The 15,062-nt window shown below is 56.0% G+C and carries 17 protein-coding genes; 9 read left to right on the top strand and 8 right to left on the bottom strand.

All coding sequences use genetic code 11. From position 1 onward, the window contains the following. Positions 1-35 precede the first annotated feature (35 nt). Entirely contained in the window at positions 36-719 is a 684-nt protein-coding gene (locus tag RT613_RS15355) for an outer membrane lipoprotein carrier protein LolA (RefSeq protein ID WP_313616669.1), read from the top strand. 133 nt (positions 720-852) lie between these two features. Continuing rightward, a complete protein-coding gene (locus tag RT613_RS15350) occupies positions 853-1,656 on the top strand; it encodes an exodeoxyribonuclease III (RefSeq protein ID WP_313616667.1) in 804 nt (267 codons plus the stop codon). Positions 1,657-1,677: 21 nt separating this feature from the next. On the opposite strand, the gene RT613_RS15345 is transcribed toward RT613_RS15350, so the two are convergent. The 3 genes from RT613_RS15345 to rplS form a co-directional block, all read right to left on the bottom strand. Continuing rightward, complete coding sequence (locus RT613_RS15345; RefSeq protein ID WP_313616665.1) at positions 1,678-2,133, bottom strand: cyclic nucleotide-binding domain-containing protein; 456 nt, start codon at positions 2,131-2,133, stop codon at positions 1,678-1,680. A gap of 179 nt (positions 2,134-2,312) precedes the next feature. After that, positions 2,313-2,996: a response regulator transcription factor gene (locus tag RT613_RS15340; protein ID WP_192490472.1), complete on the bottom strand. Its 684-nt coding sequence runs from the start codon at positions 2,994-2,996 to the stop codon at positions 2,313-2,315. Positions 2,997-3,229: 233 nt separating this feature from the next. Next, entirely contained in the window at positions 3,230-3,769 is a 540-nt protein-coding gene (gene rplS / locus RT613_RS15335) for a 50S ribosomal protein L19 (RefSeq protein ID WP_313616663.1), read from the bottom strand. A 269-nt stretch (positions 3,770-4,038) separates the two neighbouring features. Here rplS and RT613_RS15330 point away from each other — a divergent pair, with 269 nt between their 5' ends. Continuing rightward, on the top strand, positions 4,039-4,785 hold the full coding sequence (locus RT613_RS15330; RefSeq protein ID WP_313616662.1) for a sulfite exporter TauE/SafE family protein: 747 nt from the start codon (positions 4,039-4,041) through the stop codon (positions 4,783-4,785). On the opposite strand, the gene trmD is transcribed toward RT613_RS15330, so the two are convergent. From trmD to ffh, 5 genes are all read right to left on the bottom strand, one after another. Next, positions 4,767-5,468 carry a tRNA (guanosine(37)-N1)-methyltransferase TrmD gene (gene trmD / locus RT613_RS15325; RefSeq protein WP_313616660.1) on the bottom strand — a complete coding sequence of 234 codons (702 nt, stop codon included), beginning with the start codon at positions 5,466-5,468 and terminating at the stop codon, positions 4,767-4,769. The two genes, RT613_RS15330 and trmD, sit on opposite strands and share 19 nt — an antisense overlap. Positions 5,469-5,471: 3 nt before the next feature. After that, positions 5,472-6,044, bottom strand: a complete 573-nt coding sequence (gene rimM / locus RT613_RS15320; protein ID WP_313616658.1) for a ribosome maturation factor RimM — start codon at positions 6,042-6,044, stop codon at positions 5,472-5,474. A 182-nt stretch (positions 6,045-6,226) separates the two neighbouring features. Further along, positions 6,227-6,604, bottom strand: a complete 378-nt coding sequence (gene rpsP / locus RT613_RS15315) for a 30S ribosomal protein S16 (protein WP_313616656.1) — start codon at positions 6,602-6,604, stop codon at positions 6,227-6,229. Between the two features lie 33 nt (positions 6,605-6,637). Next, on the bottom strand, positions 6,638-6,955 hold the full coding sequence (locus RT613_RS15310) for a chorismate mutase (RefSeq protein WP_192490466.1): 318 nt from the start codon (positions 6,953-6,955) through the stop codon (positions 6,638-6,640). Between the two features lie 8 nt (positions 6,956-6,963). Beyond that, positions 6,964-8,538 (bottom strand): signal recognition particle protein, encoded by a 1,575-nt coding sequence (gene ffh / locus RT613_RS15305; protein ID WP_313616654.1) that lies wholly within the window; start codon positions 8,536-8,538, stop codon positions 6,964-6,966. A 323-nt stretch (positions 8,539-8,861) separates the two neighbouring features. On the opposite strand from ffh, the gene RT613_RS15300 reads away from it, so the two are divergent. From RT613_RS15300 to RT613_RS15275, 6 genes are all read left to right on the top strand, one after another. Then, complete coding sequence (locus RT613_RS15300; protein ID WP_313616652.1) at positions 8,862-9,929, top strand: MBL fold metallo-hydrolase; 1,068 nt, start codon at positions 8,862-8,864, stop codon at positions 9,927-9,929. Between the two features lie 169 nt (positions 9,930-10,098). Then, the gene (gene dapF / locus RT613_RS15295; RefSeq protein ID WP_313616650.1) at positions 10,099-11,016 is read left to right on the top strand and encodes a diaminopimelate epimerase; all 918 of its coding nucleotides are present in this window, start codon (positions 10,099-10,101) and stop codon (positions 11,014-11,016) included. Continuing rightward, a complete protein-coding gene (gene mtaB / locus RT613_RS15290) occupies positions 11,013-12,287 on the top strand; it encodes a tRNA (N(6)-L-threonylcarbamoyladenosine(37)-C(2))-methylthiotransferase MtaB (protein WP_313616648.1) in 1,275 nt (424 codons plus the stop codon). Before dapF ends, mtaB begins: the two co-directional genes overlap by 4 nt. 20 nt (positions 12,288-12,307) lie before the next feature. Next, positions 12,308-13,780, top strand: a complete 1,473-nt coding sequence (gene ftsY / locus RT613_RS15285) for a signal recognition particle-docking protein FtsY (RefSeq protein WP_313616647.1) — start codon at positions 12,308-12,310, stop codon at positions 13,778-13,780. Between the two features lie 2 nt (positions 13,781-13,782). Beyond that, entirely contained in the window at positions 13,783-14,433 is a 651-nt protein-coding gene (locus RT613_RS15280; RefSeq protein ID WP_313616698.1) for a septation protein A, read from the top strand. Further along, positions 14,430-15,020, top strand: a complete 591-nt coding sequence (locus RT613_RS15275) for a DUF2585 domain-containing protein (protein ID WP_313616645.1) — start codon at positions 14,430-14,432, stop codon at positions 15,018-15,020. Before RT613_RS15280 ends, RT613_RS15275 begins: the two co-directional genes overlap by 4 nt. Positions 15,021-15,062: the final 42 nt, after the last annotated feature.

Below are 15,062 nucleotides of genomic sequence, written 5' to 3'. Positions count from 1 at the left end.
GCAAGGCATTGGGATGAGCGATGAAGGAGAATAGAATGAACGAACTCACACCGGTCCACGATACGAATGAAGGCTTGGAACACTCGGGCGTTACGCGTCGCGGATTGTTGTCAGCCGTTTCTATGGCGGGTGTGTTTGCCGCAGTTGGGCTTTCGCCGGTTGCTGCCCTGGCGCAGGCGGCACCTGGCAATGCCACCGCACAAAAGATCGCCAACCACTTCTCGTCCGTCAAAACCATGATGGGTGAATTCGTGCAATTTGGCCCGCGTGGTGAGCAGACCGGTGGCAAGTTTTATATTGAACGGCCCGGCAAGCTACGCTTCAACTATGAAGACCCGTCGCCGATGCGCGTCATATCGGACGGTAAAAGCGTCGTTATCGGCAATATGAAGCTGAAGACCTGGGATATCTACCCGCTGTCAAAAACGCCCCTCAGCCTGCTTTTGGCTGATAAGATCGATCTGTCGAATGACAAGGTCAAGGGTGTCAAGGAAGAGGCTGATCTCACCACCATTGTTCTGGGTGACAAGAGCATCTTTGGTGAAGCGACCATTACCCTGATGTTCGACCCGAAGACCTTTGATCTGCGCCAGTGGACAACCACTGACACGCAGAACAAGGACACCACCGTGATGATTTTTAATGTTCAGACTGGCGTCGACTTCGACAAGCGCGTGTTCAACATCAATTATGATGAAGTGCGCCGCCGCGGCAAATAAGCCCTGACGGTTTTTCACTTCGATACGGAAAGGCGGCTTTAGGCCGCCTTTTTTGTTCAGCTTTCCGGTTTGATGGTGTAAGCCTGCCGCAAGGGTTACTGGCCTTGCCAGTGCATGGGAACGCGGAGCAAGCATGACATTTTCGATTACCACCTGGAACATCAATTCGGTTCGATTGCGCATGCCGATTGTCGAGCAGTTTCTTGTGCGTTACCAGCCGGATGTGCTGTGCCTTCAGGAAACGAAATGTCCCAATGGTGAGTTTCCGTTCAAGCCGCTCAAGGCGCTTGGTTACAATCACATCATGATCCATGGCCAGAAGGGCTATCATGGTGTGGCAATCATTTCGAAACTGCCTCTCAGCGAAGATCATCGCCAGGATTATTGCGGTATCGGTGATGCACGGCACGTGTCGGCGATTGTCGAGGCGGGATCACGTCGTATCCGTATCCATAATTTCTATGTGCCGGCCGGTGGTGATGAGCCAGACCGCACGATCAATCCGAAATTCGGCCACAAGCTCGACTTCATAGAAGAAATGAAGGTGCTGAAATCCGATGCTGGTCCGGGGCTTTCATCGATCCTGGTCGGTGACCTCAACATTGCGCCGCTTGAAAATGACGTCTGGTCGCACAAACAGCTTTTGAAAATTGTCAGCCACACACCTATCGAGACAGAAGGCCTGCTGGATGTGATGAAAAAGGGTGACTGGCTGGATCTGATGCGTCTCAACGTGCCGGACAGCGAAAAGATCTACACGTGGTGGAGCTATCGCGCCAAGGAATGGGATGTGGCCGACCGTGGCCGTCGTCTGGACCATATCTGGTCATCGCCGGATCTGGGCCCATCTCTGGACAAGATTGACATCCTGCGTGAAGCACGCGGCTGGAACCGGCCGTCCGACCATGTTCCGGTAACGGCGCATTTCAAGTTCTGAAGCCGCTTTCAGGCTAATTTTCTAGTTGAAACGGTGCTGCATGCCGGTAGCACCGGATGCCAGTGAGGCAATGTTGTCGCGGATGCGGCCGATGACCATGTCGGCGACATCGGGATACTCTTCGACCAGGCGGTGAAAGAGTGTGCGGGTGATGCGGATCACCTCGGAATCTTCCCGGGCAACGGCCGTGAACTTGCGCTCACACAAGGTAAACAAAGCAAGCTCCGACAACAGCGTGCCTTCACCCGGGGTTGCGGCAAGAATGGGCTTGCCGCTGCGGCCCATGTTGGACAGCTCAAAGGCGCCTTTGGTCACCAGAAACGCGCATTCGGCCGGGGAGTTTTCACGAAATAGCAGCTGGCCGGTCGACACCCGGCGGCGTTCTGCACCAAAGGCGATCAGCCGCAACTGGTCTTCGCTCAGGCCCGCAAACAGCGAGACCTGCGAAAGCAGCCGAATGTCGTCCATCAATGCCATAACATGCTCCGCAACCCGTTGCGTTTTATAGGGATGTCATTTTCATCAAAACACCAAAATGCAACGCATTTCCAGTCCGCTGTGGCGATGGAAATACGCTGTCATAGTGTTTTCACGCTCTGAAATGCGATCCGTGCTTCCTGACGGGGTTGCGACCGGCCTCAAAGCCCAAGATGACCTTACGGAACGATCTTGTAGCCGCCGTTTTCAGTGATCAGGATTTCGGCGTTGGAGGGATCGCGTTCGATCTTCTGGCGCAGTCTGTAAACGTGCGTTTCCAGCGTGTGGGTGGTCACACCAGAGTTGTAACCCCAGACCTCTTCCAGCAGAACGTCACGGGTCACAACCGCATTTCCGGCCCGATAGAGATAACGGATGATCGCCGCTTCCTTTTCGGTCAGGCGGATCTTCTTGTTGTCTTCCGTCGTCAGAAGCTTCTGGCTTGGCTTGAACTGGTAAGGACCAACCGTGAAGACGGCGTCTTCGCTCTGCTCGTACTGGCGCAGCTGCGCACGAATGCGTGCCAAGAGGACAGCAAAGCGGAAAGGCTTGGTGACATAGTCGTTGGCACCAGCCTCCAGGCCGAGAATGGTATCGGAATCGGTGTCATGGCCGGTCAGCATGATGATCGGCGCCTTGAAGCCGCCCTTGCGCATCAATTTAACGGCTTCACGCCCATCCATGTCAGGCAGGCCTACATCCATGATCAGCAGATCAACCTGCGCATCCTTGACCGTCTGGATGGCCTTGGCAGCGTTTGCGCCTGTCAGCAGCGAGAACTCTTCATAGGGCGACAACTGCTCGCTCAGCGTCTCACGCAGGTCATCATCGTCGTCAACAAGAAGGATTGTTCGAGCCGTCATGCGTTGCTTGCCTTTTGTTTCAATAACTTGTTTGCGGTTCGAGCTCATATTTAGTGCTCAGAACGCAGGATAAAAGGCAAAAAAGCGTGATAATGGCCGATTAATGCACTGGATCGTGATTTTAGGGGCGTTTTGCGTGTACAAAGCATCTCGTCAGCGCAAATAAAAAGGCCGCCCCGTTGCCGGTGCGGCCTTCCGATATCCAGAACGAGACCGAGGCCTCATTCGAAATCTTATTCAGCAGCTGCTTCTGCTGCCTTTGCTGCTTCTTCAGCAGCCTTTGCTTCAGCGGCTTCTGCTGCTGCCTTTTCGGCGGCCAGAGCCTGTGCTGCTGCAACCTTTTCAGCTTCCAGACGTGCCTTTTCTTCGGCAATTGCCTGACGCTCAGCGTCGTTCAGCTTGCGAGCGCGTGTACCAGTGTTTTCAATGATACGTGCAGACTTGCCGCGACGGTCGCGCAGGTAGTAGAGCTTCGCGCGACGAACCTTACCGCGACGTACAACTTCAACGCCTTCAACCAGCGGAGAGTACATCGGGAATACGCGCTCGACGCCTTCGCCGTAGGAGATTTTGCGAACGGTGAAGCTCTCGTTGATGCCGCCGCCGGAACGCGCGATGACAACGCCTTCGTAAGCCTGTACGCGGGTACGGTTACCTTCCGTAACGCGTACGTTTACGCGAACGGTGTCACCTGGGGAGAACTCAGGCAGGGTGCGCTTGGCAGCAATCTTGGCGGCCTGTTCGGCTTCCAGCTGTTCAATAATGTTAGTCATATTAACCTCTGATTTCTTCTGAAACAGCCAGAGCGCCCAACATGGTCCTCTTGGATCTAAGCCTTGAGGGTTTGCCTTGCGGCAGGGGCGAATTCACCATTCTTTGCTTGCGGTTAAGGGATATTTCCCATTTCCACGGGCGCACATACAGCAAAGCGGCGCATTTGTCATCCCATTAAACACAATATTTATCGCCAAAAGCCGCTTCAGCATGGATTGCGAGGCGTAATAGCGCGCGATATGGCATGCCCATTCCCGGGAGAGGTTTCATGTCGATTAGTATGGCAGTTTTTTTGTTTGCGACAGGGCTTCTTGCCGGCGTAGCCAATGCCATTGCCGGTGGTGGCACGTTTTTGACATTCGGTGCCATGACAGTGGTCGGCATCACGCCGATCTCAGCCAATGCGACATCTGCCATCGTACAGTTTCCGGGCTATGTCACATCAGCCATTGCCTATCTGCCGGAAATCAGGCGCCATTGGCGCGAGGCCGTTGTGCTGTGCATCGTTTCAGTGATTGGCGCATTGATGGGTGCGCTTCTCCTGCTGTCGTTGGACAATAGTTCTTTCCGGCATTTGGTGCCCTGGCTGCTGCTTGCTGCGACCGTGCTTTTTGCCGCCGGTCCGTGGCTGCGGCCCAAATCCACCACGGAACGTTCGGCGGGTAACCTCGCCAGTGTGGTATGTCAGGGATTGGTGTCTATCTATGGCGGCTTTTTCAGCGCCGGTCTTGGTATCATGATGCTGGCCGTTCTCGGTCTGACGACCGGTGGCAGCTATCATTACATGAATGCGCTGAAAAACCTGCTGTCGGTGGTGGTTGCCTTGATCGCCATCGTTGTATTTGTCAGCGGCGGCGTTGTCTCATGGCTGGCGGCGCTGGTGATGATCCCCGGTGCCGCGATCGGTGGATATGTCGGGGTTCATATCGCAAGACGCGTACCGCAATGGCTGGTGCGTCTGCTCGTCGTTGCCGTCGGAGCCCTGCTGACGGGATATTATTTCTTCACGCTCTGAGTGTCTTTGGGCAGAAGATCAGGCCGACGTTCGCGTGTCAGGGCGAGTGCCTGTTCGCGGCGCCATTTTTCAATGGCAGCGTGGTTTCCGGAGGTCAGAACAGCGGGAATGTCACGCTCTTCCCAGACCTGTGGGCGGGTATAATGCGGGTGTTCCAGCAGCCCACCCTCAAAACTTTCATGCACGCCTGAGAGGTCGTTACCCATCACGCCAGGCAGGATACGCACCACCGCATCCAGCAGCGTCAGCGCTGCCGGTTCGCCGCCGGACAGGATGTAATCGCCAATGCAAACCTCTTCGAGATTGCGGGCATCAATGACGCGCTGGTCGATACCTTCAAAGCGGCCGCAAACGATAATGGCGCCTTCTGCCTCGGCCAGCTGGCGCACACGCTCCTGTGTCAAAGGCTTGCCGCGCGGGCTCATCAACAGACGTGGTCTGTTGTCATCCTGCGAGACGTGATCAATGGCCCGTGCCAGAACGTCCGGTTTCAGCACCATTCCGGCACCACCGCCTGCAGGCGTGTCATCGACGCTGCGATGTTTGTCTGTGGCAAATTCGCGGATCTGCACCGTTTCCAGAGACCACTGTTCACGCTCAAGCGCCTTGCCAGCGAGTGAGTAGCCCAAATGACCCGGAAACATTTCCGGGTAGAGTGTCAGGACCGTAGCCTTGAAGGTCATGGATTATTTCTTCTTGCCGAAAACCGGATGGTCAGGATCGTCCTTGCCATCATCGGGGTTATCGATCAGACCGGCCGCCATCGGATCGATGAGGATCTTGCCAGCTTCGAGATCGATTTCCAGAACCGCTGCTTCCGAGAAGGGAATAAGGGCAGGACGTCTTCCCGCGCCTTTCAACTCAAGAAGGTCGCCGGCACCAAAGTCATGAACGGCGGTGACAGAACCATAGCTTTTGCCATCGGCGTCAACGGCTTCCAGCCCTTCCAGATCAGCGTAGAAAAACTCGTCATCATCGAGTTCGTCGTCAGGCAGGTTTTCCCGATCAATGAAAAGCTCAAGACCGTTCAGGGCTTCTGCCGCATTGCGGTCGTTGATGCCACGGAACCGGACGATCACCACCGTCTTGTTCTCGCGCATTTCGAGAATTTCGAAAACACGTCCGTCAGCCGCAACGAGGTTGCCGTAATCGCCGAGCGCCATTGGGTCGTCTGTATAGGAGCTGACGCGCACTTCACCGCGCAGGCCTTGCGCCGCGCCGATCTTGGCCATCAGAATCGGGTTTTCCAGCTTTGCCATGGGCTCGTCCGTTGGAGAATGTTGATGAAGATGCTTGTAAAAGCATGCATTCGAAATTGAAACAAAAAATGCCTGAAACCCGGCCACTTGTGCTTCTAAAAACGTCGATAGCCCACGTGTTTCAAAACAAAAGCGGGCAGCATGAACCATGCCACCCGCTTTTTGATGCGTGAATGCCGGACTTATTCGGCAGCAGAAGCTTCTGCAGCAGCAGCAGCGGCGTCTTCAGCCTTCTGCTTCTTCTCAGCAATACGCTCCAGAGCCTTCTTGCCTGGCTTTGCCTTGTCTGGGTTGCTGCGTGCTGGACGCTCAGCAAGACCAGCTTCGTTCAGGAAGCGCAGAACGCGGTCGGTAGGCTGTGCGCCCTTTTCGAGCCAGGTCTTAACCAGGTCAGCGTTCAGTTCGATGCGCTGTGGGTTGTCCTTGGCCAGCATTGGGTTCCAGGAACCAACCTTTTCCAGGAAACGGCCGTCGCGTGGCGAACGGGCGTCAGCAACTACGATCTGGTAGTAAGGGCGCTTCTTGGAACCACCGCGTGCGAGACGAATTTTAAGTGTCATGTCATTTACTCCTTGAGATGTCGTGTCCGCCGGTCAGGCGGTCTTTTCGTTGCTGCCATGTTCGGCAGCGATTGCTTCATGATGCCGGATGACTTCCTTGATGATGAAGTTCAGGAACTTCTCAGCGAAATCCGGGTCCAGATTGGCATCCTTGGCCAGACGGCGAAGGCGTTCGATCTGGTATTCTTCGCGCGCCGGGTCTGCCGGCGGCAATTCGTATTTGGCTTTCAGGACGCCAACTGCCTTTGTGCAGCGGAACCGTTCTGCCAGAACATGGACCAGTGCAGCATCGATGTTGTCGATGGACTGGCGGTATTCTGCGAGTTGGGCTTTCACTTCAGAATTGGTCATGATCGCACTCACTTCTTTTTCGGAAAGCCGGGCAGGCCGGGAAGTCCGCCAAGGCCAGGCAGTTTGCCTGCACCGAGACCAGGAAGGCCACCTGGCAGACCGCCAAGACCCGGCATTGCACCCGGTTTGGTCAGACCTGCGGCTTCCGCCTGCTTCTGCAAGGCTTCAAGCTGCTTGGGGTCCATGTTGGCCAGATCAGGCATGCCGCCCATTCCACCCATGCCGCCAAGGCCCATCTTGCCGGCGAGACCGCCCATCATCTGTTTCATGATGCCGCCCTTGCCCTTACCGCCCATGGCTTTCATCATGTCGGCCATGCCGCGATGCATCTTGAGCAGCTTGTTGATTTCAGCAGCATCGGTGCCGGAGCCGGCGGCAATGCGCTTCTTGCGGCTGTGCTTGAGCATGTCAGGGTTGGCACGCTCAGCCTTGGTCATCGAGGAGATGATGGCGATCTGGCGGTCGAACATCTTGTCGTTCAGACCGGCCGAAGCCATCTTGTCCTTCATGCCTGCCATGCCGGGCATCAGACCCATGATGCCGCCCATGCCACCCATCTTTTTCATCTGGGCAAGCTGGTCAGCAAGGTCGTTAAGATCGAATTTGCCCTTGGCCATTTTTTCGGCCATGGCGCGGGCTTTTTCGGCGTCGATGTTTTCAGCGGCTTTTTCAACCAGCGAAACAATGTCGCCCATGCCGAGAATACGGTCTGCGATACGGCGTGGGTGGAACTCGTCCAGTTCACCCATGCGCTCACCGGTACCGATCAGCTTGATCGGCTTGCCGGTGACGGCGCGCATCGAAAGGGCAGCACCACCACGGCCGTCACCGTCCATACGGGTCAGGACAAGGCCGGTAATGCCAACGCGCTCATCGAAATTGCGCGCAAGATTGACGGCATCCTGACCGGTCAGGCTGTCGGCAACCAGCAGGATTTCGTGCGGGTTGGCCTTCTTCTTGATGTCGGCCATTTCCATCATCAACGGTTCGTCGATGTGGGTACGGCCAGCCGTATCGAGAATGACGACGTCATGGCCGCCAAGCTTCGCGGCCTGAACGGCGCGTGCGGCGATATCGGTCGGGGACTGTCCAGCGATAACCGGAAGTGTGTCGATGCTTGTCTGAACGCCGAGCTGACGCAGCTGCTCCTGCGCAGCGGGACGACGCGTGTCGAGAGATGCCATCAGCACCTTCTTCTTCTCGCGGTCGGTCAGGCGCTTGGCGATCTTGCCTGTTGTGGTGGTCTTACCCGAACCCTGCAGACCCACCATCATGATGACAACGGGGGCAGGTGCATGAAGGTCGATGGAAACGCCTTCGGAACCCAGCATTTCAACCAGTTCGTCGTGAACGATCTTCACAACCATCTGGCCAGGCTTGATGGACTTCAAAACGGAAGCACCAACCGCCTTTTCACGCACCTTGTCGGTGAAGGAGCGTACGACTTCCAGCGCCACGTCTGCTTCCAAAAGCGCGCGGCGAACCTCGCGCAGGGCCGCCGATACATCGGCTTCCGACAGCGCGCCACGGCCGGTCAGTCCATTCAAAATGGAACCAAGGCGGTCCTGGAGGTTTTCAAACATCGTTTCTTCCTTCTTCGTTCCGGGGTTTCCGAAACGTCGGTGCTTTTGCTGTCAAAAACAAGACGCAAAGCCAAAAAGCACCCGAGGGCGCGACGCGCTGTCGGGTGTTGACCTCCGGGATCTCTTTATACCTTTTCGGGTCCCGGTCGGTGGCTTGGAGTCTTTAAACTGCCAGCTAATCGGTGCGGATAAACAGGAAAGTAATGGGAAAGTCAAGGCTCTCCGGTGTTTTAGCGGCCTTTGGCGATAACTCCCGGCAATGTGATGGCAAAGCAACGTCTCGTCACATTGAATACAGGCGGTGCCGTGGCTATATCATCGCGATGAAACGTCGCAACCTTTTTCGATTGTCAGCTCTGGCCGCGCTTTCTGCGGGTGGTGTTTTCGCCGCCAACAAGTCGAAGGCCGCTGGCTATTATCGTGGTCCTGTTTCCGATCACTTTGACGGGACACGTTTTTTCAACCCCGGTGGTGAACCTCCGGGGAATTTTTTTGATCTCTTGAAATGGCGCACCAACGGCGAAAAGGCGACATGGCCGGAGGATTATCCCAGTCCCTATCCAACCGCAAAACCGGACCAGCGCGTCAATGGTACCGATTTGCGGATTACCTTTGTTGGTCACGCGTCGTTCCTGATCCAGACGGCCGGCCTGAACATACTGGCTGATCCTGTGTGGTCGCAGCGGACGAGCCCTTTTTCCTTCGCAGGCCCGAAGCGGGTCAATCCGCCGGGTATCGTGTTCGAAGACCTTCCGCCAATCGATATCGTGCTGGTGACACATAATCATTACGACCATCTCGATATCGAGACGCTGAAACGGTTACAGGGTGCCCATAAACCAACCTTCATTACGCCACTTGGCAATGACAGCATTATCCTGTCCGATGTGCCGGATGCGAAGATAGAGGTCGGCGATTGGGGCGATGTGATCACCGCCGCCAATGGGGTGAAAATTCACGTCGAGCCCTGCCATCACTGGTCTGCGCGCGGCTTGAATGACCGGCGCATGGCGCTTTGGGCAGCGTTTGTCATCGAGACGCCGGGCGGCAAAATATACCATATCGGCGACACCGGTTTCTTTCAGGGCAACAACTACCGGGCCGTGAAGGAAAAACATGGCGCGTTTCGCCTGGCCAACCTGCCATTTGGTGCCTACGAACCGCGCTGGTTCATGAAGGGCCAACACCAGAACCCGGCAGAAGCGGTGGAGGGCATGATGCTGTGTGATGCGCGGCATGTCTGCGGTCATCACTGGGGCACGGTGCAGTTGACCGATGAGGCGGTGGATGCTCCGGTTTTTGCGCTCCAGCTGGCGCTCAACGAAAAAGGGCTGGATCACAGCCGTTTCCGGCCAATGCGTCCCGGTGAGGTTTTTGACGTTCCCGCGTGAGCGGCCTTGTAAGGATTAGGGCCAACCATTGTTCGCAACCATGGTCATACATGCCTGACGCACGTTTGGGATGTTGGCTCAAGGCTGGTAATTTGATGCAGTTTCCGCCATATAGGGCAAAATAAGCCTGCTCTCAATGACGGGCATTTTCTCTATCAGGTAAACAGCTATGGCGAACACGGTCGAATTTGCGAAGATGAACGGACTTGGAAACAAGATCCTGGTTGTCGATATGCGTGGCCGTAACGACAAGGTGACGCCGGAAGCCGCGATTGCGCTGAATGCGGATAAAGCCACGCAGTTCGACCAGATCATGGCGATCCATGACCCCAAACTTGCCGGGACTGACGCTTATATCGACATTCTCAACTGCGATGGCACGAAGGCGCAGGCATGCGGCAATGGCACACGCTGTGTGGTGCAGGCGCTGTCATCCGAAACGGGCAAAAAGACGTTCACCTTCCAGACTGTTGCCGGCATTTTGAATGCTGTCGAACATGAGGATGGCATGATTTCGGTCGACATGGGCAAGCCCCGGTTTGGCTGGCAGGAAATTCCTCTGTCCGAGGAGTTCCATGATACCAGCCGCATCGAATTGCAGATCGGGCCGATCGATAATCCCATCCTGCATTCGCCGGCTGTGATGTCGATGGGCAATCCGCATGCGATCTTCTGGGTGGATCGTGATCCGATGGATTTTGATCTGGAGCGTTTCGGCCCACTGCTTGAGAACCATCCGATGTTTCCGGAAAAGGCCAATATCACGCTGGCGCAGGTCACGTCAGACGCATCACTGCGCACCCGCACATGGGAACGTGGTGCAGGCCTGACCCTTGCCTGCGGTTCTGCTGCCTGTGCAACTGGCGTCAGCGCGGCACGCACGGGCAGAACCGGGCGTACCGTGACCATCGATGTTGCCTCAAGCCCGATCCGTGTGCCACTGACCATTGAATGGCGCGATGATGACCATGTCATCATGACCGGTCCTGCCGAATGGGAATGGTCCGGTGCCGTAGATCCGCAAACCGGCACCTGGCAGCGCGATGTTTCCGCTGAGGCATCGTCCAGTGAGGCTTCAGCAAAATGAGCGGCGTCGAGGTCATTACCTTCGGCTGTCGTCTCAATACCTATGAATCGGAAGTGATGAGAGCCGAGGCGGAAAAAGCCGGGCTCAACAATGCCGTTCTGGTCAATACCTGTGCCGTGACCGGCGAAGCCGTACGTCAGGCCCGCCAGGCCATTCGGCGCGCGCGCCGCGACAATCCGCACGCCCGCATCATCGTTACCGGTTGCGCTGCACAGACCGAAAAGCTGACCTTTGCCGAGATGCCTGAGGTGGATGCCGTGCTTGGCAATGAGGAAAAGCTGAAAAGCGCTTCCTACCGCGCCCTTCCCGATTTTGGTGTCTCTGCGGAAGAAAAACTGCGTGTCAACGATATCATGAGCATCAAGGCGACAGCGCCACAGATGGTCAAACATATTGATGGGCATGTGCGGGCCTTCATTCAGGTGCAGAATGGCTGTGACCATCGTTGCACCTTCTGTATCATTCCCTATGGTCGCGGTAATTCCCGCTCGGTGCCGATGGGTGCGGTGGTCGAACAGGCCCGCAAACTGACCGAAAGCGGTTACCGGGAAATCGTTCTGACCGGCGTGGATGCCACCAGCTACGGTGCTGATTTGCCGGGTGAACCTTCGCTTGGTTATCTCGCCAAGACCCTGCTGAAACAGGTGCCGGATATCCTGCGCTTGCGCCTGTCCTCTATTGATAGCATCGAGGCTGACAAGCACTTGATGGATCTGATCGCCGATGAACCACGGTTTATGCCGCATTTGCATCTTTCTCTACAGCACGGCGACGACATGATCCTGAAGCGCATGAAGCGCCGTCATCTGCGCGACGATGCCATTCGGTTCTGTCATGACGTGCGCGCCTTGCGGCCGGATATCGCTTTCGGTGCTGACATGATTGCCGGTTTCCCGACGGAAACCGAAGAGATGTTTGAAAATGCCGCCACACTTGCTGAGGAGTGCGGTATTTCCAGTCTGCATGTATTTCCCTACAGTCCGCGTGCCGGAACACCTGCAGCACGCATGCCGCAGCTTGACCGGGCGCTGGTGAAAGAGCGTGCGGCAAGGCTGCGTGAGCGGGGTGAGGCGCTAAAACTTCGCCATCTGCAAAACATGGTTGGTAGCGAGCAGACCATTCTGGTCGAAAACAACGGTTTTGCGCATACCGACAATTTTACACTGGTTGCGGCCCCTTCGCTTGAACCGCGCACTCTTGCGCAGGTTGCGATTACCGGTCACAACGGCAAACATCTCACTATGGAACTTCTGGCTGCACAAGCGGCCTGAGACAAAGATACGGAACTGTCATGGCCCTTGGCTTCATCAAAAAGGTCTTTTCATTCGGCAAGGACAAGGCCGAAGAGGATAAGGCTGAACCAAATGGCCCGCAGGAGCAGTCTTCCGAAGCCGCTTTTGAGCAGGCTCTGGCTGAGGCGCAGAAACATTCGCCGGTTGATGATCCCGTTCTCGATGTTGAGATGGAAACCGCAGGCGGCCCGTCGCCTGACGATGTGATCGCGACCGAAGAGGCAGAACTGCAGGCTGAAGAAGACGACGCGCCATTGCTGCCGACCGCGCTGGAGGTCGGTGATATCGGCGTCGTGCCTCTTTCTTTGCTGGAAGTTGAAGCGGAGGCGGAGGCTGACGCGGAGGTCGTGGCTGCCGAGGAAGAAAAGGCTCTTCCTGCCAATGATGTGGTGCCGCAAGAGGAAACCCTTGCAGAGACAGACGAATCCGTTGTGATCGTCGAGGACGAGCCGGAGATTATTGCTTCTGCACTCGATGAGCCCACCGCGACCGTCTTGCCGAAGGGTTTTTCCTCGGCAAGTGAGGTTATCGAGCCGGTTGAAGAGGCTCCGCAGCCCAAGCTGACATGGTTCCAGCGCCTGCGGGCCGGACTGGCGCGCACATCGTCGCAACTGACCAGCCAGATTTCGGCGCTGTTTACCAAGCGCAAGCTGGATGAGGACACGCTGGATGAGCTGGAAGACCTGCTGATCCAGTCCGATCTTGGTGTTGAAACTGCGATGCGCATTACCGGTGCATTGTCGTCCGAGCGTTACGGCAAGGATGTGAGCGGCGAAGATGTGGCGCGCATCATGGCCGGCGAAATCACCAAGGTGCTGACGCCGGTTGCCAAACCGCTGCAACTGGATCTGAATCACAAACCGCATGTCATTCTGGTGGTCGGTGTCAATGGTACCGGCAAGACCACGACCATTGGCAAACTGGCGGCCAAACTGTCCGGCTCTGGCCTGAAGGTGATGCTGGCAGCGGGCGATACATTCCGTGCGGCGGCGATTGAACAGTTGAAGATCTGGGCGGATCGGACCGGTTCTGAATTCATCGGCACGAAACTGGGCGCTGATGCGGCTGGTCTTGCCTATGATGCCTATGAGCAGGCGCGCGCCAAGAAAAGCGATGTGCTGATTATCGACACGGCCGGGCGTTTGCAGAACAAAGCCGAGTTGATGGCCGAGCTTGAAAAGATCGTGCGTGTGCTTGGCAAGCTTGATCCCGAGGCACCCCACACCGTGTTGCAGACACTGGATGCCACGACCGGCCAGAACGCCATGAACCAGGTGGAAATTTTCCGCAATGTGGCGGGCGTCAACGGCCTGATAATGACAAAATTGGATGGCACGGCTCGCGGCGGTATCCTCGTTGCCATCGCTGCTAAACATAAACTGCCGGTTTATTTCATCGGCGTGGGCGAAGGTGTGGATGACCTGGAACCCTTTGAGGCTGAAGATTTCGCGAAAGCGATTGCGGGAGTTTGATGATGGACGTGGAAAGCAATCAGCGCGAGAGCGAAAAGATGGTCAAGGAGACCAGCCCTCTGTTGAAGATGGTGCTGGAACTTGGCCCGTTGATGGTTTTCTTTTTTGCCAATTCGCGTGGCGAATGGCTGGCAGAAAAGTTTCCTGTTCTGACCGAGTTCGGCGGGCCGATCTTTATTGCCACCGGATTGTTCATGATTGCCACGGCCGCGTCGCTGATCGTGTCTTGGATCATGACCCGCAAGTTGCCGATGATGCCGTTGATTTCAGGCATCGTGGTGTTCGTGTTCGGCGCGCTGACGCTGTGGCTGCAGAACGATACCTTCATCAAGATGAAGCCGACCATCGTCAACACGCTGTTTGGCACCATTCTGTTGGGTGGCCTGCTGTTTGGTCAGTCGTTGCTGGGTTACGTCTTTAACTCCGCATTCAAGCTGACAGACGAAGGCTGGCGCAAACTGACCCTGCGCTGGGGTATCTTTTTCCTGTTTCTAGCCGTGCTGAACGAAGTCGTCTGGCGTAATTTCACGACAGATTTCTGGATTGCCTTCAAGGTTTGGGGCACCATGCCGATCACTGTGCTGTTTACCATGGCGCAGATGCCACTGATCATGCGTCACTCCACAGAGCCGCTGGTGAAAGACGAGAAATGACATTTGTCGACAGGGCAGACAGCCGCGCTTCATCCATGAAATGGTTTGGTGTTGCCGCAGCACTTCTGCTGCTGCAGATCGTTATTCTCTATTTCATGGGTCGTATTCCGATCTGTGAATGTGGTTACGTCAAGCTGTTTGAACCTGGCGTCAACACGCCGGGCAACTCGCAGCATTTGTCCGACTGGTACACGCCGTCGCACATCATTCACGGTTTCCTGTTCTTTGGCCTTGCATGGCTGCTGTTTCGCAAACAACCGATTGCGATGCGCCTGTCATTTGCCGTGCTGATCGAGGCGGCATGGGAGCTTCTTGAAAACTCGCCGCTGATCATCGACCGCTACCGCAGCGCCACCATGGCGCTTGGTTATTCCGGTGACAGTATTCTCAATTCGGCGATGGATACGGTGTTCATGGCGCTCGGTTTCTTCTTCGCAGCGCGCATGCCTGTCTGGGTGACCGTGGTCGTGGCTCTGGTGTTCGAGTTGTTCACCGGCTGGTTGATCCGCGATAATCTGACGCTCAACGTCATCATGCTGCTGTGGCCGATCGATGCCATCAAAGAATGGCAGAACGCGATTTCCTGATATCCGCGTAAAAGTCGCCGATCGTTATGAAATGATACATAA

Origin of the sequence: Agrobacterium sp. (assembly GCF_032092815.1) — a bacterium.
Lineage (GTDB): Bacteria > Pseudomonadota > Alphaproteobacteria > Rhizobiales > Rhizobiaceae > Agrobacterium.
The sequence above is the reverse complement of the archived record's forward strand: the minus strand, read 5'-3'. Positions and strand labels throughout refer to the sequence as shown.